The organism is Pseudonocardia sp. Ae150A_Ps1 (assembly GCF_001932315.1).
Taxonomy (GTDB): domain Bacteria; phylum Actinomycetota; class Actinomycetes; order Mycobacteriales; family Pseudonocardiaceae; genus Pseudonocardia.
In genome coordinates this window covers 1877148-1896027 of the sequence record NZ_MCIJ01000001.1, presented here as the reverse complement: position 1 = coordinate 1896027, position 18880 = coordinate 1877148, and the positions used below count along the sequence as shown (strand labels likewise).

The window sequence follows — 18880 nt, the reverse complement described above, 5'->3', positions numbered from 1 at the left end:
TGCCGGTGCTAGGCCGGGGTGACCGACAGCCCGTCCGCGCCCGCGGACACCCGGAGCCGGTCCAGTCCGTCGACGACGAGATCGGCCTCCGCGAGCTCCCCGGCACCGACGGTGCCCAGCACGCCCACGACCGCGCAGCCCGCGGCACGGGCCGCCGCGACGCCGGCCGGGGCGTCCTCCAGTACCAGGCACCGGGCGGGGTCGGCCCCGAGCCGGCGGGCGGCCAGCAGGTAGGGCTCCGGGTCCGGCTTGCCGTGCCGCACGTCGTCGGCGGTGACGAGCACGTCCGGCGGCGTGATCCCGGCCGCGTGCAGGCGGGCCCCGGCGATGGCGGGGGTGCCGGAGGTGACGACCGCGACCCGGTCGCCGGGCAGTGACGCCATCAGCTCGCGTGCACCCGGGACCGGCTCGACGCCGGTCGCGTCGGCGACCTCGATCGCCTCGATCCGGCGCAGGCCCTCCTCCACGCCGTCCGGGCCGACGAGTGCCTCCACCAGCATCCGGGCCGGCCGCCCGTGGTTGCCGTGCACGGCGGCGGGCGGGGCGCCCAGCTCCCGGGCGAACCGGTCCCAGGAGCGGACGACCGACGCCGTGGAGTCGGCCAGCACGCCGTCCAGGTCGGACAGGACGGCGTCGAACGTCCGGGCGAACACCGGTGCGTCCGGATCGAGGGCGGTCCGCACCCCGAGCGCGCGCAGCACGCGCAGCTCCTGCTGGGCGGGGGACAGCTCGGCGTCGACGGCCAGGTGTGGCGCGGCGGGCGGTGCCGGGCCGGTGCCGGTCGGCGCGGCATCGGCCGGTCGGTGCGCGTCGCGCGGCTCGGCCCGAGCGGACCGGCGCCGGGCGAACAGCTCCGCGTCCCCGCGCAGGTGGACCATCCGCAGCTCGGCGGGGGCGACGGCAGCGGCGAGCGCCTCCCACTCCGGCCCGCCGGTGAGCTCGGCCGTGAAGGGCGCGACCAGCACGACGGTCCCGGCCGTGCCCGCGACCTCGGCGGCCGTCGCGCGGAGGGCGGCGTAGCGCGCGTCGCGGATCGTGGACCGGTGCTCCCCGGTGAGCCAGTGCTCGGTCAGCACCGGGCCGTGCAGACCGTCGAGCAGCGGGTTCGTGAGCGTGTCGAGGTCGAGCAGCGGGGCCCGCAGGGTCGTGGCGAGGGTGCGGCCGAGGGTCGACTTGCCGCTCCCGGCGGCTCCCGAGACCGCGATCACCGTGGACCGGCCGGGTTGACAACGCGACGTCATGCTGCCGACGATATCGGTACAAGTCACCGGTGTCATAGCAAGACATGACACCGGAGTCATCGGCGAGGTGCGGGAGGGGGTCCGGTCCCATGGACGACCGGCTCGTGGCGGGGATCGACCTGGGGATCACCGGGATCAAGCTGCTCGTTCTCGACGAGGACGGCACGGAGGTCCTGGTCGAGGAGATCCCGACGCCGTGGCGGCCCGGTCCGGGCGGGACCGCGGACCTCCCGGTTCCGACCCTCGTCTCCGCGGTGCACCGGCTGGTCGGCGCCGCGGCCGGGCGGCTCGCCACCGTCACCGACCGGACGGTCGGGGCGATCGCCGTCGCGGGGATGGGGGAGAGCGGTGTCCTGCTCGACGGGGACGGCGACGCCGTCGCCCCGGCCTTCGCCTGGTTCGACCCGCGCGGTGCGGAGCAGGTGGCGAACCTCCCGGAGCGGATCCGGTCCGAGTTCGCGGGCCGGACCGGGCTGCCGCTCGGCGCGCAGACCTCGGTGGCCAAGCTCGCGTACCTGCGCGACAGCGGGATCCGGCTCGACGGCCGGTGCTGGCTCAACCTCCCCGAGTTCGTCGCCACCGTGCTCGGCGGCCGCCCGACGGCGGAGTACTCGCTGGCCTCCCGCACCGGGCTGCTCGACCAGGACACCGGCCTGCCGTGGAACGCGATGCTCGACGAGCTCGGCGTGACGCCCGCGTTCCTACCGCCGCTCGAACCCGCCGGGACCGATCTCGGCGCGGTCTCCGAGCGGTTCCCGGCGCCCTTCGCCGGCGCCCGGATCGCCGTCGGCGGGCACGACCACCTGGTGGCGGCCGAGGCCGCGGGGACGATCGGCGACGGTCACTACCACGTGTCCATCGGCACCGCCGAGGTCCTGCTGCGGGTGGTGGACGCCCCGCTCGGCTACGCGGCACGGGCCCGGCTGGCCGAGTACCTGATCAACGAGGTCCGGCACGTCGTCCCCGGGAAGCACGTGCTCGTCGCCGGGGTGAAGACCGGCCTGCTGCTGCGCCGCGCGCTGCAGACCTTCGGCGTCGGCGACCGCGCCGGACGGGACCGGCTGGACGCCGCCGTGCTGGACCTGCCCTACGAGGGCGCCCTGCCCGACGGCGGCATCGAGGTCTCCGGCGCCCGCAACGACGACGGGGAGCTCGCGATCACGGTGCGCACCGACGGCGTGAGCCCCGCCGAGGTCGTCGCCGCCGTGCTGCGGCACAGCAACGACGAGATCGCCCGCCTCGTCACCGCGATCGACCGGGAGCTCCCGCCCGCGACGTCGGCCACGCTCACCGGCGGATGGGCTGGGATGGACAGCGTCCGGCGGGCCCGCGCGCAGGTGCTGCCCGGCGTGACCGTCTCCGGCCGGGCGCAGGAGACCGCGTACGGCGCGGCACTCGTCGCCGCCCGGCTGACGCCTGCCGGCGACCCCGCGCCGGCCCGCTGACCAGGCACCACACCAGGAGGAACCGATGAACGCACTCACCACCCCCGAGCGCCGCGGCCTGACCGCGATCTCCACCCCCGGCGGGCGGATGCTGATCGTCGCCGCCGACCAGCGCAACGGCATGCGCAAGGCCATGACGGACGCGCCGGACGGCGCCGACGCGATCAGCGCCGAGGAGCTCGCCGCGGCGAAGTCCGACCTGGTCCGCCACCTGGCCAACTCCGCGCCGGCGATCCTGCTGGACCCGGAGGTGGCGCTGCCGGGCGTCGTCGACGACGGCACGCTGGCGCGCGACACCGCACTCGTCGTCGGGATGGACGCCTCCGGCTACGAGACCGTCGACGGCCTGCGCCACACCCGGTTCGTGCCGGGCGTGACCGCGCGCCGGGTCCGTGACCTGGGTGGCGACGTCGCCAAGATGCTCTTCTACACCCGCCCGGACCGCCAGGGCCCGGACTCGACGGTCGCCGCACAGATCCGCGACTGCGTGCGCGACTGCGCCGACGAGGGCGTGCTCCTGATCGTCGAGCTGCTCACCTACCAGCTCGACGGCGAGTCCGACGCGGACTACGCCGCCGCGTTCCCGGCGCTGGTCGCCGACGGGGCGAAGCTGGCCGTCGGCTGCGGGGCGAAGGTGCTGAAGCTGCAGTACCCGGGTTCGGCCGAGGCGGCCGCCGCGGTGACGGAGGCAGCCGCGGGCGTGCCGTGGGCGGTGCTGTCGGCCGGCGTCGACCACGAGACCTTCATCGGCCAGGTGAAGGTCGCCGTCGACAACGGCGCGGCCGGGGCGATGGCGGGCCGGTCGCTGTGGAAGGACAGCCTGTCGATCTCCGCGGAGGTGCGGGAGCAGCACCTGACCGGGCGCGCCCTGCCGCGGCTGCGGGAGCTGGAGTCGGTCGTCGACGCCTGACGGCCGCGGGTCAGCGCGGGTCCCGCCCGATGAAGGCGAGCAGCCGGGTCTGCACGTCGGCGTCGTCCGGGACCGCCACCCGCGGGCCGAACTGGCCGCTCGCGCGCAGCAGGTCGTCGAGCGGTAGCATCCCCTCCAGCATCGTCGCGCACCGTCCGGGATCGAGCGTCGCGTCCTGGCCGGTGGCGCGGGCGAGGTCCCAGGTGTGCAGGAAGACGTCGGCGGTGAAGAAGCGGGAGACGGCGGTGGGGACGTCGAGCTCGCCGATGTGCGGATTGCTCAGCGTCCGGCCGGCCGACGCCGGGTCGTCGAGCAGGGCCTGGACGCCGTCGCTCAGGGTGCGCCAGGCGGCGACCGGGTCCTCGTCGACGCCGGGCCCCGCGGGCAGCGTCACGCCGGCTCCGCCCGCGAGGAACGCAGGGAACCACTCCACGAGGTGACCGACGACGTCGCGGGCGGTCCACTCGGGCACCGGCGAGCGCCGGTCCCAGGCGTCGTCGCCGGGCACGCCCTCGACGACCTCGGTGAACCGGCCCGCGATCTCGCGGTACTCGTCGGCGGGGGCCCGGTCGGCAGTCACGTCGCCCATGTTCGTCGCCCTCCCTGGTGCGGCCGCGCGGCGCGGCCGCCGCGCCGTCGTAGGTTCCGACCGTGGCGACGGGCCCGGCTCATCGGTCGACGACGATCCGCACGTGTCGGGACCGGCGTGCCGGGTACGCGACGGACATGCAGTACGACACGTTCATCAGCACCGTCCGCGACAGCGGCGAGCTGCCCGACCAGTCCGCCGCCGACCGCGCGGTCCGGTCGACCCTGCGGGTGCTCGGCAGCCGCCTCGCGGGCGGGATGCCCGGCAACCTCGCCTCCCAGCTCCCCGGTGACCTGGGGGAGGCCCTGCCCGCGACGGGCGGGGGCGAGCGGTTCGACGTCGACGGGTTCTACGACCGGGTGGCCGACGACGAGGGCGTCCCGCGGGCCGACGCCCGGCGCCACGCCCGCGCGACGCTGGCGACGATCGCCGTCGCGGTGACCGACGAGGAGTACGCCCACCTCGCCGCCCAGCTGCCCGGCGAGTACGCCGACCTGCTGCAGACCGACCTGGTGCGGCACCGCTGACGACCACTCGGCTGGTGTGCGGGCGGCTCCCGCCTGCACAGCAGCCGCGGCTCAGCCCTGACGCCCGCCCTCCTGGCGCTCCTCCTCCCGGTCCAGCCGCGCCCGCCGCTCCTGCTCACGACGGCTGTACGCGGCCTGCCGGACCGCAGACTCGTCGGCGAAGCCGGATCCGAGCGCGCCGGCGACGGTACCCATCGAGGTCGAGAGCAGGGCGATCATGAGGTAGTCGTCGAACCCGGACTCGCGCATGAGCGTCGAACCGAGGTAGTCGGGCGGGACGACCAGCGCCGCGGCCACCAACGACATCGCGAACAGCAGCGCGAACATGATCAGGACCCCGACCCCGACGGTGATCACCGTCGAGGCATTGGACAGCAGCATCTCCTCGCGCAGCGACCGGCTGCGCCGCGACTCCCAGAGCCCGTTGTTCAGGATCAGCCAGGCGGTCATCCCGACGAGCGCGAGCAGCATGACGGTGATCTGCCGGGTCACGCCGAGCGCGGTCGCCAGCTGCCAGATGTTCGAGTAGAAGATGCCGAATGCCGCCCCGCCCGCGGCCGCCGCGATCGCGGGGGACAGGCTCGGCACGAGCCGCCACGGGCGGTTCGCGCGGACCAGCCCGGCGAGCAGCCGCAGCCGGCCCCGCACACCGACCAGACCCAGGCGGACGTCGACGCCGTCCTCGACGCCCGCGCTGCCGGCGTCGTCCTCGTTCCCGTCGCCGGGGTCGAGTCGGGTGAGCGAGCCCGCGCTCCCGGCCTGCGCGCTCTCGCCGACCGCGGCCCGGTCCTCGGCGGGGAACAGGTGCCGGGTGACGAGCCGGACGACCGTGTCCCGGCAGCGCCGGTACTGGTCGAGCGCCCCGAGCGCGGGCAGCGAGACCAGGCCCACCCGGTCGCCGGTGCCGGCGTCGGCGGCGACGGGGTCCTGCCCGGCCCGGCGCGGCAGGTCGGTGATCAGCACCACCGCGTCCGCCGCGTCGTTCTCGCGGGCGCGCCCCCCGATCTCCAGCATCGGCAGGGACCCCTGCGCATCGAGCGCGATCTGCTCGCCGGACAGCCGGACCTCCCACCGGCCGTCCCCGTGCCGGTCGAGCTCGGCGGGCAGCCCGGGATCGGCGACGAGTGTGAGGACGGTGGCACGGGACGTATCGGTCACGGCGGGGCACGGTAGATCGCGTACGCGCCGTACGCACGCGCAGGGAAGAGGTTTGGAATGAGGCAGACGGGGGAGGACGGTCGCGTGCGTGATGTACGACTCGATCCCTGCCCGAAGCGGATGGAGTTCGGACCGTGCGGGGGCGTCCGCGCGGACCTGACCTGCGAGCTCGGGACGGTGCCGTGCCCCTTCACCGGCGGTGCCGCCGTCCCGTGGACCGGGCCGCCCGGCCGGTCGGCGGCACCGGCGGCGTTCGGGCACGAGGGGCCCGTCGTGCTCACCGATCTGACGTCGCCGCCGTACGATCCCGCCGCACTCGGCCGGATCGTGCGGACGATCGCCGGCTCGTGCGACGCCCTGCTGATCGGCCAGCACCACGACGAGCCGGACTTCCCGCCGACGATGCTGGCCGTGCTCGCCCGGGAGGCGGGCGGACACCCGTGGGTGACGCTGACCTGCCGGGACCGCAACCGCGTCGTGCTCGAACAGGACGTCGCCGGGCTGGCCGCCGCCGGAGCGGAGGCCGTGTTCTGCGTGACCGGCGACGCCCGCGGCCCGAGCGTGCGGCCGGACGTCTCCCAGGTGTTCGACCTCGACGGCACCCGGCTGGCGTCGCTCGCCGCCGCGGCCGGGCTGCCCGCCGTCGTCCCCGAGGCGCCGGACGCCCCGCCGACCGGGCTGCGTCCGGCGCGGCTGGCCGAGAAGCAGCGGGCCGGCGCGGGGGCGGTCGTCCTGAACCACGCGGCGTCACCGGGGCGGGTCGCGGAGTTCGTCACCGCCGCCCGCGGCCACGGCGCGACGCTGCCGGTGGTCGCCGGGGTCGCGGTGTTCACCGACGAGCCGGGCGCGCGGCGGCTGGAGGCGTTCCCCGGTCTGGAGATCGACCCGGCCGCGGTCGAGCGGGTGCTGACCGCGTCCGACCCGGTCGAGGCGGGCATCGAGGCGGCCGTCGACGAGGCCGTGGCGCTGCTGGCCGTCGACGGCGTCGCCGGGGTCAACCTGTCCGGCCGCGGTTCCTCTGGCGACGACGACACCGCCGCCGCGATCAAGGCCGAGATCGGGCACCGGATCCGGAGTAGGGCCGGGACCCGCGGGTAGGCGGACGCCATGGCCGACCTCGTCCCCGAGCGGATGGAACTTGAGTTCGACACCGTGGCGGAGTGGACCCGCGTGGCGGTCGCCGAGCTCGGCGACGACCACGCGATCCCGGCGGCGTGCCGGGGCAGCGCCAGCCCCGACGGTCTGGACCGGCTGGTCGCGGCGTGCGGGGTGGGCCGCGGCACCCGGCTCGCCGCCGTCGGCGGCGGCACCGGCGGGCCCGCCGCCTACGCCCGCGAGTACTTCGGTGCCGACCCGGTCGTCGTCGACCCGATGCCGGGGGCCTGCCGGGCCGCGGCGTCGATGTTCGGGCTGCCCGCCGTCGTCGGGGACGGGCACCGGATACCGCTGGCGACCGGATCGGTCCCGGCCTGCTGGTGCCTCGGGGTGCTGTGCACGGTGCGGGAGAAGGACGTCCTGCTCGGCGAGCTGCACCGGATCCTGCGCCCCGGCGGTGGGCTGGGCCTGCTGGTGTACACCGCCGACGAGCCGCGGCCCGCGGGGGCGCCGGAGGGCAACCTCTTCCCGACCGTCGCCGGGACCCGGGACCTGCTCGACGAGGCCGGGTTCACGGTCGTCGAGGAGGCCCCGCTCACCGGGTTCGCCGACGCCCCGAGGAGCTGGCACGACCGGATCGGCCGGGTCGACGAGGTGCTGACCCGCGACCACGGCGACGATCCGCGGTTCCGCGCGGCGGAGGAGCAGGCGGACCGGATCGGCCGGTTGATCTCCGAGGGCACCGTGACCGGGGTGCTGGTGCACGCCACGGCCCGCTGAGCACCTCGCGGCCCCGGTGACGAGCGGGAGTCAGCGATGCGTGGACAGCCTCCGGTACTCCGCGACCGCAGCGTCGTCGATCCCCGACGCCGCCATGGCGGCATTCCGTCTGCCGGTCACCGAACCGGGGTCGTACTCACCGGACTCGATCCCGATCTCGGCGAGATCCGTGACGCGCGCGAAGGCCAACTCGTCTCCGCGCTGCGGTCGTCCGACGATCAGGACGGAGAACCTCGCAGGGCCGGCGGGGAGGAGCGTCACCGCCCCGGCGAACCGCCAGGATGTGCAGTCGACGACGTCTAGGCGTGCCCAGCGCTCCGCGGTCGCCCCGGAGCCGGGCAGCGGGAGGTCGAGGTCGCCCGCGGCGACGGCGCCGGCCAGGGCCGCGGCGGCGGGGAAGGGAGTGGGTGCCCCGGCGGGGTCGGGGACCCGGCCGAGGATCCCGGAGGGCCCCGGGACGGTCCCGGTTCCGGCACCCGTCCGGGAGTGGAGGTGTTCGGGATCGGTCACCGGCGACGTATCACCGTTGCCGGGCGGTCCAAACCCGACACGGCGCCGGACGCCGGATCAGCCGTCGAGGTCGTGCCGCAGGGTGGCCACGGTGCGGGTCAGCAACCGCGAGACGTGCATCTGCGACACACCGATGTCCTCGGCGATCTCGGACTGGGTGCGGTTGCCGTAGAACCGCAGCAGCAGGATCCGGCGCTCCCGTTCCGGGAGCTCGCCGATCCGTTCCCGGAGCTCGGTCCGGACCGGTGCGCCCTCCAGGGCGCCGTCGTCCTCGCCGAGGCGTTCCCCGAGCGTCGTCTCGCCGTCGGGTCCCGGCTCGTCGAGCGAGACCGCGTTGTAGGACTCCATCGCGCCGAGCGCCTCGACGACCTCGGAGGTGTCGACGTCCAGTTCGGACGCGAGCTCGCTGGGGCGCGGGGCACGGCCCAGCCTCTGGGTCAGTGTCACGGCGGCCCGGTTGAGGCCGACGCTGCGCTCCTTGAGGTCGCGGGGGACGCGCAGGGCCCAGCTGTGGTCGCGGAGGTAGCGCATGAGCTCGCCGCGGACGCAGGGCACCAGGTACCCGAGCGGCCCGCCGGTGGCGACGTCCGGGTCGTAGCGGTCGACCGCCTTGATCAGGCCGAGCGTCGCGGCCTGCTCGACGTCGTCGGCCGAGTGCACGCCGGTGACGTAGCGACGCGACAGGTTGCGTGCCAGCGGGAGGAAGGCGCAGATGACCCGGTCCCGCAGCGGGCCGCGGGCGGGATCGGCGGGATCCATGCCGGCGAGGCGCCGGAGGTCGGGCTCGACGTCGTCGTAGGCGTTCGGGCCGTCGCGGCGGGCACCGGTGGTGCCGGGGCGCGACTCGGACGAGTGGGATGCGGTGGTACGCACGGGGACTCCCGGTTCTTCGGGGCGTCGACTCCGCTGCGTGATTGAACGGCTGTCGTCTCGACATCGGACGTGCCGACGGTACGAACATCACCTGGTCCCCACAAGACCACCCGCCGCACTGCTCTGTTCGCGCCCGCCCGGATCGGGCCCGCAGCTCGTCCGGTGCCGGGTGTGTGGCTCCCCGTCATGGTGGGTACGGTCCCGGCGGCTGCTGCGCACCGGGTCCGGTGCGCCGGCCGGTTCCGCGTTCCCGCGACCGGCCCCGGTGGCCCCCTCTGCGGTCGAGACCACGGCCCGTCCCTGAGACACGCACGACCGCGACGGAGCCTTGTCGAGATCGCGTTCCCTCCTGTCCACGGCCGGGTCGTTCCCCGACGACCTGCGCCACCGCATGCGCCTGGCCTGGCGCGCCGGCGCCGCGACCGCCGCCGCCTGGTACCTCGCGACGCTGGTCCCCGGCGTCGTCGGCGACTACCCCTACTACGCCCCGATGGGTGCCCTGCTCGTCTGCTACCCGACCGTCGTCGACTCGCTGCGGCAGAGCCTGCGCGCGCTCACCGCCACCGCCGTCGGGGTCGGCCTCGGCGCGGCGGCGGTGCACGCCGCCGGTGCCACGTGGTGGGGTGTCGCGCTCGCCGTCGTCCTCGGCATGGCGCTCGGCGCGCTGCCGTACCTCGCACCGCAGCGTGACACCGTCCCGCTCGCCGCCCTGTTCACGATCCTCGTCGGGGCCGTGGACCCCACCGGCTTCATGGCCGGGTACCTCGGGCAGACGCTGCTCGGCGTCGCCGTCGGGATCCTGGTCACCGTGGTGTTGCCGCCGCCCCCGCAGAACGGGCGTGCCTCCCGCCGGGTGACCCGGCTCCGCGACGGGATCGCCGACCACCTGCACGAGATGGCGGCCGTGCTGGCCGAACACTGGCCGCCCGAGCGGGAGGAGTGGATCCGGCACCGGCACGACTTCGAGCCGCTGATCGACGCGACCCGGGAGGCCGTCGCGGCCGCCGACTCCGGGCGGCGCGCGAACCTGCGTGCACGCTCGTACCGGATCCGCGGCCAGCAGCTCTACGAGGCCGCACAGACCCTGGAGCAGCTCGCCGTCCTGGTACGGGACATCAGCACCGTCCTCGCCCAGACGGCGTGGGCCGAACGCACCGTCCTGGTACTGGACCCGGATCTGCGCCGCCCGGTCGCCGACGCCATGTCCGGTCTCGCGGCGGCGGTCGGGTCGGCCGACCTCCTCCACCTCGCCCGCGGCCCGGAGTCGCCGGACGGCGACACCCACACCAGGAACCTGGCCGCCGCGCGCGACTCGCTGGACCGGGTGACGGAGCGGCTCGACGGGGCGGCGGCCGGCTGGGAGGACAGCCTCGCCGCGTCCGGGATCGTGCTGCACCTGCGCCGCTGCCTGGACCACGTGCAGGCCGGGCCGTCCGACCGGTCCCCGGATCTGCACCCGGCGGCGGGCTGATCCCCGGACGATTGCGCCGGATGCGTGTGGGACCCGCGTGTGCGGGTACCTCCCTCTCATGCCGCCGTCGGGCCCGGGCGCGTCGCCGGCTCAGGTCCTGTCGGTTCAGCTCTGCAGCCGGCGGGGCCGCCCCCTACCCTGGACGACGACATCGACGAGCGGAACGGCAGCGCGTGACCGACGAGCGTTCCTGGATCCAGACCCTCGAGCAGGGGGCCTTCGGTGAGACGCGCGCCGACGCCGATGCCGCCGCCGCGCCGGAGACCCTCGCATCGGTGATGGCCGAGGTGTCCCGGTACCTCTACCTCGCGGAGGACGCCTCCGACGCGTGTGACCGCGTGCTCGAGGCGTGCACCAAGATCGTGGAAGGGTGCAGCCACGCCGCGGTGTCGCTGACCTCCAAGGGACGGGTCACGACCCCCGCCGCCAGCGACCGCACGGCTGAGCAGCTCGACGAGCTGCAGCACGAGATGGATGAGGGCCCGTGCCTGCAGGCGATCCGTGACGACCGCAACTTCTCCGTCCCGGACCTGGCCGGGGACCCGCGCTGGCCGCGGTACGGCCCGGAGGCGGCCCGCCGCGGCGTCCGGTCGATGGTGTCCTGCCGCTTGTTCATCGACTCGCGCACGATCGGGGCACTCAACGTGTTCGGGCCGGTCGTCGACGCCTTCGACGAGAGCGACCAGGACCGCATCGTCGTGCTCGCCGCGCACGCCGCCGTCGCGATCGACGCCGCCCGCACCCGGTCCGGCCTGCAGGAGGCGGTCCGCAGCCGGCAGGTGATCGGTGAGGCCATCGGCATCCTCAAGGAGCGGTACTCGATCTCCTCGGACACCGCCTTCGAACGGCTCACCCGTGCGTCGCAGCACCTCAACGTCAAGCTGCGCTCGATCGCCGAGCACCTCTCCCGCGAGCCGGAGGAGCGCGACGCCGGGTGAGCCGCCCGATCAGACGGCGTGCCCGCGGAAACTGCGCAGCCGCAGGCTGTTCGACACCACGCACACCGAGCTGAACGCCATCGCGGCGCCGGCGATCATCGGGTTCAGCAGCCCGAACGCGGCCAGCGGGATGGCCGCGGTGTTGTAGGCGAACGCCCAGAACAGGTTCCCCCGGATCGTCCGCAGGGTCCGGCGGGACAGCCGCACGGCGTCCGCCGCCGCCCGCAGGTCGCCCCGCACCAGGGTGATGTCGGACGCCTCGATCGCCACGTCGGTACCGGTGCCCATGGCCAGGCCGAGATCGGCCTTCGCGAGCGCCGCGGCGTCGTTGACGCCGTCGCCGACCATGGCCACGACCCGGCCCTCGCGCTGCAGCCGCTCGATCACGGCCAGCTTGTCGGCCGGCATCACGTCGGCGATCACACTGTCCGGTCCGGTCCCGATGCCGACCTCGGCGGCGACCGACTCGGCGACTGCCCGGTTGTCACCGGTCAGCAGGACCGGGCGCAACCCGAGCCGGACGAACTCGGCGATCGCCTCGGCCGAGGTCTCCTTCACCGAGTCCGCGACGACGAGCACCGCCCGGGCCTCGCCGTCCCACGCCACCACGACCGCGGTGCGGCCGCGGGCGGCCTCGTCGGCCCCCGCGGCGGCGAGCGTGCCGGTCAGCGGGACCGACCACTCCTCGAGCAGCCGCGGCCTGCCGACCAACACGGCACGGGATTCGACGACGCCCTGCACCCCGAGGCCCTCGTGGTCGGTGAAGTCCTCGACGGCGGGCAGCTCGCCGACCCGCTCGGCCGTCCCAGCGGTCACGGCGGCGATCGGGTGCTGGGAGGCCCGCTCCAGCGCACCGGCCAGGCGCAGCACCTCGTCCTCGTCGACACCGTCGGCGGTGTGCACGGCGACCAGCGTCATCCGGCCCGTGGTGACGGTGCCGGTCTTGTCCAGGACGACGGTGTCGACCGTGCGGGTCGACTCCAGCACCTCCGGGCCCTTGATCAGGATGCCCATCTGCGCGCCGCGACCGGTGCCGACCAGCAGCGCCGTCGGCGTCGCGAGGCCGAGCGCGCACGGGCAGGCGATGATCAGGACGGCGACGGCGGCGGTGAAGGCCGCCGACACCCCGGCGCCGCTGCCCAGCCAGAAGCCCAGCGTCACGAGCGCCACGACGATCACGATCGGCACGAACACACCGGAGATCCGGTCGGCGAGTCGCTGCACCGCGGCCTTGCCGGACTGCGCCTCCTCGACCAGCCGCGCCATCTGCGCGAGCTGCGTGTCGGAGCCGATCCGGGTCGCCCGCACGACCAGCCGGCCACCGGAGTTGACGGTCGCCCCGACGACGGTGTCGCCCGTGCGGACCTCCACCGGGACGGACTCGCCGGTCAGCATCGACGCGTCCACCGCGGACCGGCCCTCGACGACCTCGCCGTCGGTGGCGACCTTCTCCCCGGGGTGGACGACGAACCGGTCGCCGACCGCGAGGTCGCCCACCGGGATCCGGTGCTCGACACCCCCGCGCAGGACGGTGACCTCCTTGGCCCCCAGCTCCAGCAGCGCCCGCAGCGCGGCACCGGCCCGGCGCTTGGAGCGCAGCTCGAACCAGCGCCCGGCCAGCACGAACGTGATGACGCCCGCGACGACCTCGAGGTAGATGTCGCTCGCACCGTGCGATGCCGAGATCGACAGCTCGAAGGGGTGCACCAGGCCGGGGATGCCCGCGGTGCCCCAGAACAGCGCGTACACCGACCAGGCCAGCGCCGCGGTCGTCCCCATCGAGATGAGGGTGTCCATCGTGGCCGCGCCGTGCCGCAGGTTGGTCCAGGCGGCCTTGTGGAACGGCGCCCCGGACCACGACCAGATCGGGACGGTCAGCACGAACGCCGCCCACTGCCAGTTCACGAACTGCCAGGCCGGGACCATCGACAGCACGACCACGGGCACCGCGAGGACGGCGGCGATGACCAGCCGGTCGCGCAGCAGCAGGGCCGCGGCGTCGCCGTCGTCGTCTTCCTCGGACGCCGGGGCGGGCGGGGTCGTGGTGTAGCCGGCGGACTCGACGGTCTCGATCAGCGTCGCGGCGGCGACGCCGTCGGGTGCGGTGACCCTGGCCTTCTCGGTGGCGTAGTTGACGCTGGCGGTGACGCCGTCGAGCTTGTTGAGCTTGCGCTCGACCCGGTTGGCGCAGGACGCACAGGTCATCCCGCCGATGGCGAGTTCGATCTCCTGGACGTCGTCGCTCCGGTCACGACCGGACCGCGGGGCGGTGGTGGTCACCGGAGGTCTCCCTCGGGGACGAGGGTTGTCATGGCTGGACCCTTCGATCGGACCCTGCCGGGGTGGGCCGCGTGCGCGGCGACCCCTGCCGGGTGCGTGGGTGGGGGACGGACGGGCCGCGGGACGGCCCGCCTGCGGGATCAGGAGCCGGTGACCTCGTACCCGGCCTCCGACACGGCGGCGCGGACGGCGTCGTCGGAGACGGGGCCGTCGCTGGTGACGCTGACGGCGCCGGTGGACAGGTCCACGTCGACGCCGGTCACCCCGGAGATCTCGCCGACCTCCTCGGTGACCGAGGCGACGCAGTGCTCGCAGGTCATGCCGGTGACGGTGTAGGTGGCGGTGCTCATGGCGTGCGTACCTCCTCGTGGTGTCCGCGGGGTGCGGGCAGGGTGGGTGGGGGAGCTAGGACCGGACGAGACGGGCGATGGCGGCGCTGGCCTCCTCGAGCTTCTGCTCGGCGACGGGGCCGCCCTCGGCGGCGGCGTCGGCGACACAGTGCTTGAGGTGCTCGTCGAGCAGACCGAGCGCGACCGCCTCGAGTGCCTTGTTGACCGCGGCGACCTGGGTCAGGACGTCGATGCAGTACTTGTCCGACTCGATCATCCTGCTGATGCCGCGGACCTGGCCCTCGATCCGGCGCATCCGGTTGACGTGGGCGTCCTTGTTGTCGGCGTAGCCGTGCATCGCGCACCTCCTCGGTCCGGATCCGACGATACCCCTAGGGGGTAGGGGCATCAAACGATGTGGGGTGGGTAACCTGCGCGGTATGACGAGCGGAGGTCCCGGACGACGGCTGGTGTTCGTCGTGCTGCCGGTCCTGCTCGGGCTGGTGGGCATGCACGCCCTCGTGCTGCCCGCGGCCGCCGCGCCCGCGGGGCCGCCCGCGATGGCCGCACCGGCCGCGCCCGTCCCGGGGCCTGTCGCCGCCGATGGGGCCGACGGTGCGCCGGGCGTCCTGCCGCCCGCGGTGACCGGGGCACCCGCGCACGGGGACCACGGCGGTCACGGGGACCACGGCGCCGCCGCGCACCTCCTCCATCTGTGCCTCGCCGTGCTCGCCGCCGTCGGCGTCGCGCTGCTCGCGGCCCTGCTGTTCCTCGGCCGTGTCCCGCTCCCGGCGACGGTCACGACGTCGCGACGCGACGTTCCCGGCCCCGCGGCCGGACGGCCGCCCCCGGTCGGGCGGCGGCTGGCCCTGCTCTGCGTGTCGCGGACCTGATCGGCCCCCGGCGCGGGAGAGCGCCGGAGTCCGGCCGATCACACCGTTCCGACACGGGAGTCCACATGACGACCACCCACGCGGCGGCGCTCGCCGCCGCGACGATCACCGCTGCCCTCGTCCTCGCCGGCTGTTCCGGCGGGACCGCGGCGGAACCCGCTGCCCCGGCGGCCGCGCCTCCGGCGGCGACCGCCGCCCCCGGCGCCGACGCCCGGCACGGCGACGCCGACATCGCCTTCGCGCAGGGGATGATCCCGCACCACCGGCAGGCCGTGGAGATGGCGCGCCTGGCCGAGGGACGGGCGTCCGGCGACGGGGTGCGCCGCCTGGCCGTCGCGATCGAGGCGGCGCAGGGCCCGGAGATCGAGCAGCTGCGCGGGTTCCTCGCGGCCTGGGGGGCACCGGAGTCCGCAGGCGCGGCCATGGAGCACGGCGCCCATGGCGGGCACGGTGACATGTCCGGGATGATGACCGCCGACGACATGGCGGAGCTGGAACGGGCCACCGGGCCCGCGTTCGACCGCCGCTTCCTCGAGCTGATGATCGTCCACCACGAGGGAGCGGTCGCCATGGCAGGTGCGGAGCTCGCCGACGGGGAGAACCCGCAGGCACGTGAGCTGGCGCAGCGGATCGTCGACGCCCAGCGGTCCGAGATCGACGCGATGCGCGGCATGCTCGACCGGGCCTGATCCCGCCCGGCCGGGCGGTCAGCGTGCGGCGAGCAGTGCTCGTGCGTGCGCGGCCGCCCGGTCGAGCGCGTCGGGGGTGCCGTCGAGCCCGCGCTGGAAGGCCGCGCCCTCCAGCAGCAGGGCCAGCAGGTCGGCGAGCTCCGTGGTGTCGCCCGGGACGTCCTCGGCGAGCAGCCGCGCGATCTCGGCGCGCACCGCCGTCTTGTGCTCGGTGATGACGGCCCGGCCCGGGTGGCCCTCGTCGAGCTCCGCGGCCCCGCGCTGGAACGCGCAGCCCACGTCGCTGTCCAGGGCCGGGTGCTCGCGGTAGGCCTCGAACACGGCGAGCACCCGCGGGGCCGGTGCCGCCTCGATCCGGCGCTGCAGGTGCTCCCACCACGTGCGGTGCCGGTGCGCCAGGTAGGCCGCGACCAGCGTGGACTTCGAGCCGTAGCAGTCGTAGAGCGTCTTCTTGGTGACGCCTGCCGCCTCGGCGATCCCGGCGACGCCGACCGCGGTGATGCCCCGGCGGTAGAAGAGCTCGGACGCGGCGCCGAGCAGCCGGCGTCCGGCGTCGGTGGTGGGGATGAGGGTGTCCGGCACGACGCCGACTATACCGACCGGTGGGTTTACATGACACGGGTCGCGCTGTTCTCCTTCGTGGGTATACCGATCGGTTTACCTGAGGAGGAGACATGAGGGCGGTCCTGCTGACCCGCCACGGCGGCCCGGACGCGCTGGAGTACCGCGACGACGTGCCGGACCCGGTGCCCGCACCGGGCGAGGTGCGGATCCGGGTGCGCGCGGCGGCGCTGAACAACACCGACGTCTGGACGCGCGAGGGCGCCTACGGCACCGGCGACGACCCCGGCGCGCGGACCGGGTGGCGGCGCTCGGCGTTCGCGTTCCCGCGCATCCAGGGTGCCGACGTCACCGGTGAGATCGACGCCGTCGGCGACGGGGTGCCCACGAGCCGGATCGGGGAGCGGGTGCTGGTCGACCCCATGATCTACGACGGCGGCGAGCGCGCCCTGGTCACGACCGACTACCTGGGCAGCGAGCGCGACGGCGGGTTCGTCGAGCTGGTCACCGTGCCGGCGGGGAACGCGCACCCGGTCGGCGGTGCGCTGTCGCCCGCCGAGCTCGCGGCGCTGCCGACGGCGGCGACGACCGCGATGCGGATGCTCGGCCGGGCCGGCCTGCGGGCCGGGGAGTCGGTGCTGGTCACCGGGGCGTCCGGCGGTGTCGGCGCGGCGCTGGTGCAGATCGCGAAGGACCGCGGCGCCCGGGTGGTCGCCGTCGCCGGTGCGGCCAAGCACGAGGCGGTCCGCGCGATGGGCGCCGACGTCGTGCTCGACCGCGACGCCGTCGCCGAGGCCGGTGAGGTGGACGTGGTCGCCGACGTCGTCGCCGGGCCGTCGTTCCCGGCGCTGCTCGGCGCGCTCGCCCCGCTCGGCCGCTACGTGGTCGCGGGCGCGATCGCCGGTCCGCTCGTCGAGGCGGACCTGCGGACCGTCTACCTGCGCCAGCTCACGCTGGTCGGGTCGTCGTTCGGCACCCACGACGACTTCGCCGAGGTCGTCGAGCTCGCCGGGCGCGGGGCCCTGCGGCTGCCGGTCGCCGCCCGGTTCCCGCTCGCCGACCTGGCCGCCGCCCAGGAGCGGTTCGCCGGCAAGGGCTTCGTGGGGAAGCTGGTGGTGGAGCCGTGACGCGGGTGCGGGCGCTGAGCTTCGACGTCGTCGGCACGCTGATCGACTTCGAGACCGGCATCCTCGACTGCGTACGGCGGCAGGGCGTGACCGCACCGGACGAGCAGGTCCTGGCGGAGTTCGCCGCCGCCGAGGACGTGCAGCAGCACCGCACACCGGAGATGCCGTTCACGCAGATGCTGGACCCGATCTCGGAGCGACTGGGGCTGCCCGACCCGGCGGCGCTGCGGGCGTCGTTGCCGGGGTGGCCGGCCTTCCCGGACGCCGCCGGGATGCTCGCCCGGCTCGGTCACCGGTTCCGGCTGGTCGCGCTGACCAACGCCGCCCGGGCCGGGACCCTGGCGATGGCGCGGACGCTCGGCGACCCGTTCGACGACGTCGTGACCGTCTCCGACGTGGGCGTCAACAAGCCGGACCCGCAGATGTTCGCCTGGATGCTGGGCCGTCTCGATCTCGCCGGGATCTCCCGCGGCGAGCTGCTGCACGTCGCGCAGAGCCGTTACCACGACGTCGGCACCGCGCAGCGGCTCGGCATCAGGACGTGCTGGGTGGAACGGCGGCGCGGGCGGGCCGGTACCGGCGCCACGCCCGCGCCGCCCTCGGCGGTCGCGCCGGACCTGCACGTCGGCGACCTGACCGAGCTGGGGGAGCTCAGGGAGCTCAGCTGAAGGAGATGTGCACGTGGTCCATGTGGTTGGCGGTGTCGCCGCCCCGGTCCTCCTGCATCTCCCAGCCGCTGCCGGTGTCGATGCGCTGACGCCAGATCACGTAGGTGATGCCGAGCTCGTCGCGGTTGGCCAGCGCGTACTCGGCCAGCCGGTCGCCGGTGGCGCGGTCGACCATGAAGTCGAGCGCCTTGCCGCTCGGGTGGTCGGACGTGCCACCGCGGCTGCCGATGCCGAGCACGGTGTCGACGCCGAACATGCAGCGCAGCGTCTCGCCGGCGTCGGCGACGTTGCCGGCGACGCCCTCCATGCCCTCGGTGCCGGCCGCGCAGGTGCTCGGCCCGGTACCGCCACCGCCGGACGACGGCTCCGGCTCGTCGGGCTCGGCCGCCGCGGCGGCCTCCGCGGCCCGGCGCTGCTCCTCGCGGGCCGCGACGGCGTCGTCGACCGCGCCGGTCGCGGCGCCGACGATCTCGTCGACGTCCACCGGGGGCGGCGGCTCGGCGAGGGCCCGGGCCGCGCCGGCCGACGCGGCTGGTGCGGCGGGATCGGCCTGTGCCGCCTCGGCGGAGGGGAGGCTGAACGACTGCAGCGCCAGGTCCTCGGTCTGCGGGGCGAGCCCGCCGGTCGCGACGTGCCCGGCGACGAGGCCGCCACCGGCGAGCGCGGAGGTGAGCATCCCGACCGCGCCCACCGGTCGGCGGCGGACGGGTCGGTGGACGTCGCGGGTCACGACGGTGCGGGACGGCACGGGCCGGCTCGGGGAGCGCCGGACGCGTGCCGTGCCGCCGGGGGTATG

General features: G+C 75.2%; 21 protein-coding genes. 11 read left to right on the top strand and 10 right to left on the bottom strand.

Annotated features, from left to right (window positions below):
* Positions 1-8 precede the first annotated feature (8 nt).
* Positions 9-1241 (bottom strand): HAD-IA family hydrolase, encoded by a 1233-nt coding sequence (locus Ae150APs1_RS30355; RefSeq protein WP_249266270.1) that lies wholly within the window; start codon positions 1239-1241, stop codon positions 9-11.
* 89 nt (positions 1242-1330) lie between these two features.
* On the opposite strand from Ae150APs1_RS30355, the gene Ae150APs1_RS08565 reads away from it, so the two are divergent.
* A complete protein-coding gene (locus Ae150APs1_RS08565) occupies positions 1331-2686 on the top strand; it encodes an FGGY family carbohydrate kinase (RefSeq protein WP_075296827.1) in 1356 nt (451 codons plus the stop codon).
* Positions 2687-2711: 25 nt separating this feature from the next.
* Positions 2712-3596, top strand: a complete 885-nt coding sequence (locus Ae150APs1_RS08560) for a tagatose-bisphosphate aldolase (RefSeq protein ID WP_010224973.1) — start codon at positions 2712-2714, stop codon at positions 3594-3596.
* A gap of 10 nt (positions 3597-3606) precedes the next feature.
* Here the strand turns inward: Ae150APs1_RS08560 and Ae150APs1_RS08555 are convergent, their stop codons facing one another.
* Entirely contained in the window at positions 3607-4185 is a 579-nt protein-coding gene (locus Ae150APs1_RS08555) for a TIGR03086 family metal-binding protein (RefSeq protein ID WP_075296826.1), read from the bottom strand.
* 137 nt (positions 4186-4322) lie between these two features.
* Between Ae150APs1_RS08555 and Ae150APs1_RS08550 the strand changes: the two genes are divergently transcribed.
* Positions 4323-4712: a DUF2267 domain-containing protein gene (locus tag Ae150APs1_RS08550; RefSeq protein ID WP_010224975.1), complete on the top strand. Its 390-nt coding sequence runs from the start codon at positions 4323-4325 to the stop codon at positions 4710-4712.
* A 51-nt stretch (positions 4713-4763) separates the two neighbouring features.
* Here Ae150APs1_RS08550 and Ae150APs1_RS08545 read toward each other — a convergent pair whose 3' ends face one another.
* Entirely contained in the window at positions 4764-5870 is a 1107-nt protein-coding gene (locus Ae150APs1_RS08545) for a hypothetical protein (protein WP_075296825.1), read from the bottom strand.
* An 84-nt stretch (positions 5871-5954) separates the two neighbouring features.
* Between Ae150APs1_RS08545 and Ae150APs1_RS08540 the strand changes: the two genes are divergently transcribed.
* On the top strand, positions 5955-6968 hold the full coding sequence (locus Ae150APs1_RS08540) for a methylenetetrahydrofolate reductase (RefSeq protein WP_249266269.1): 1014 nt from the start codon (positions 5955-5957) through the stop codon (positions 6966-6968).
* A gap of 9 nt (positions 6969-6977) precedes the next feature.
* Positions 6978-7745 (top strand): methyltransferase domain-containing protein, encoded by a 768-nt coding sequence (locus tag Ae150APs1_RS08535; protein ID WP_083680001.1) that lies wholly within the window; start codon positions 6978-6980, stop codon positions 7743-7745.
* Positions 7746-7775: 30 nt separating this feature from the next.
* Here Ae150APs1_RS08535 and Ae150APs1_RS08530 read toward each other — a convergent pair whose 3' ends face one another.
* Positions 7776-8255 carry a hypothetical protein gene (locus tag Ae150APs1_RS08530; protein ID WP_075296823.1) on the bottom strand — a complete coding sequence of 160 codons (480 nt, stop codon included), beginning with the start codon at positions 8253-8255 and terminating at the stop codon, positions 7776-7778.
* A 57-nt stretch (positions 8256-8312) separates the two neighbouring features.
* Complete coding sequence (locus tag Ae150APs1_RS08525) at positions 8313-9128, bottom strand: sigma-70 family RNA polymerase sigma factor (protein ID WP_010230482.1); 816 nt, start codon at positions 9126-9128, stop codon at positions 8313-8315.
* Positions 9129-9456: 328 nt separating this feature from the next.
* On the opposite strand from Ae150APs1_RS08525, the gene Ae150APs1_RS08520 reads away from it, so the two are divergent.
* Complete coding sequence (locus Ae150APs1_RS08520; RefSeq protein WP_139316841.1) at positions 9457-10599, top strand: FUSC family protein; 1143 nt, start codon at positions 9457-9459, stop codon at positions 10597-10599.
* Positions 10600-10772: 173 nt separating this feature from the next.
* The gene (locus tag Ae150APs1_RS08515) at positions 10773-11537 is read left to right on the top strand and encodes a GAF and ANTAR domain-containing protein (RefSeq protein WP_170918062.1); all 765 of its coding nucleotides are present in this window, start codon (positions 10773-10775) and stop codon (positions 11535-11537) included.
* A gap of 9 nt (positions 11538-11546) precedes the next feature.
* Here Ae150APs1_RS08515 and Ae150APs1_RS08510 read toward each other — a convergent pair whose 3' ends face one another.
* The 3 genes from Ae150APs1_RS08510 to Ae150APs1_RS08500 form a co-directional block, all read right to left on the bottom strand.
* Positions 11547-13742 (bottom strand): heavy metal translocating P-type ATPase, encoded by a 2196-nt coding sequence (locus Ae150APs1_RS08510; RefSeq protein WP_139317097.1) that lies wholly within the window; start codon positions 13740-13742, stop codon positions 11547-11549.
* A 215-nt stretch (positions 13743-13957) separates the two neighbouring features.
* The gene (locus Ae150APs1_RS08505) at positions 13958-14167 is read right to left on the bottom strand and encodes a heavy-metal-associated domain-containing protein (protein WP_010230494.1); all 210 of its coding nucleotides are present in this window, start codon (positions 14165-14167) and stop codon (positions 13958-13960) included.
* Positions 14168-14222: 55 nt separating this feature from the next.
* A complete protein-coding gene (locus Ae150APs1_RS08500) occupies positions 14223-14504 on the bottom strand; it encodes a metal-sensitive transcriptional regulator (protein ID WP_010230496.1) in 282 nt (93 codons plus the stop codon).
* Between the two features lie 82 nt (positions 14505-14586).
* On the opposite strand from Ae150APs1_RS08500, the gene Ae150APs1_RS08495 reads away from it, so the two are divergent.
* Positions 14587-15039 (top strand): DUF6153 family protein, encoded by a 453-nt coding sequence (locus Ae150APs1_RS08495; protein WP_139316840.1) that lies wholly within the window; start codon positions 14587-14589, stop codon positions 15037-15039.
* A gap of 65 nt (positions 15040-15104) precedes the next feature.
* Positions 15105-15728 carry a DUF305 domain-containing protein gene (locus tag Ae150APs1_RS08490; protein ID WP_075296817.1) on the top strand — a complete coding sequence of 208 codons (624 nt, stop codon included), beginning with the start codon at positions 15105-15107 and terminating at the stop codon, positions 15726-15728.
* Between the two features lie 18 nt (positions 15729-15746).
* On the opposite strand, the gene Ae150APs1_RS08485 is transcribed toward Ae150APs1_RS08490, so the two are convergent.
* Positions 15747-16310, bottom strand: a complete 564-nt coding sequence (locus Ae150APs1_RS08485; protein WP_075296815.1) for a TetR/AcrR family transcriptional regulator — start codon at positions 16308-16310, stop codon at positions 15747-15749.
* A gap of 92 nt (positions 16311-16402) precedes the next feature.
* Between Ae150APs1_RS08485 and Ae150APs1_RS08480 the strand changes: the two genes are divergently transcribed.
* Positions 16403-17416, top strand: coding sequence for a zinc-binding dehydrogenase (locus Ae150APs1_RS08480; RefSeq protein WP_075296813.1), 1014 nt, complete (start codon positions 16403-16405; stop codon positions 17414-17416).
* Entirely contained in the window at positions 17413-18084 is a 672-nt protein-coding gene (locus tag Ae150APs1_RS08475) for an HAD-IA family hydrolase (RefSeq protein ID WP_075296811.1), read from the top strand. The genes Ae150APs1_RS08480 and Ae150APs1_RS08475 overlap by 4 nt, the downstream gene beginning before the upstream one ends.
* Here Ae150APs1_RS08475 and Ae150APs1_RS33405 read toward each other — a convergent pair.
* Positions 18077-18832: a hypothetical protein gene (locus Ae150APs1_RS33405; RefSeq protein ID WP_249266268.1), complete on the bottom strand. Its 756-nt coding sequence runs from the start codon at positions 18830-18832 to the stop codon at positions 18077-18079. The genes Ae150APs1_RS08475 and Ae150APs1_RS33405 overlap by 8 nt on opposite strands.
* Positions 18833-18880 lie beyond the last annotated feature (48 nt).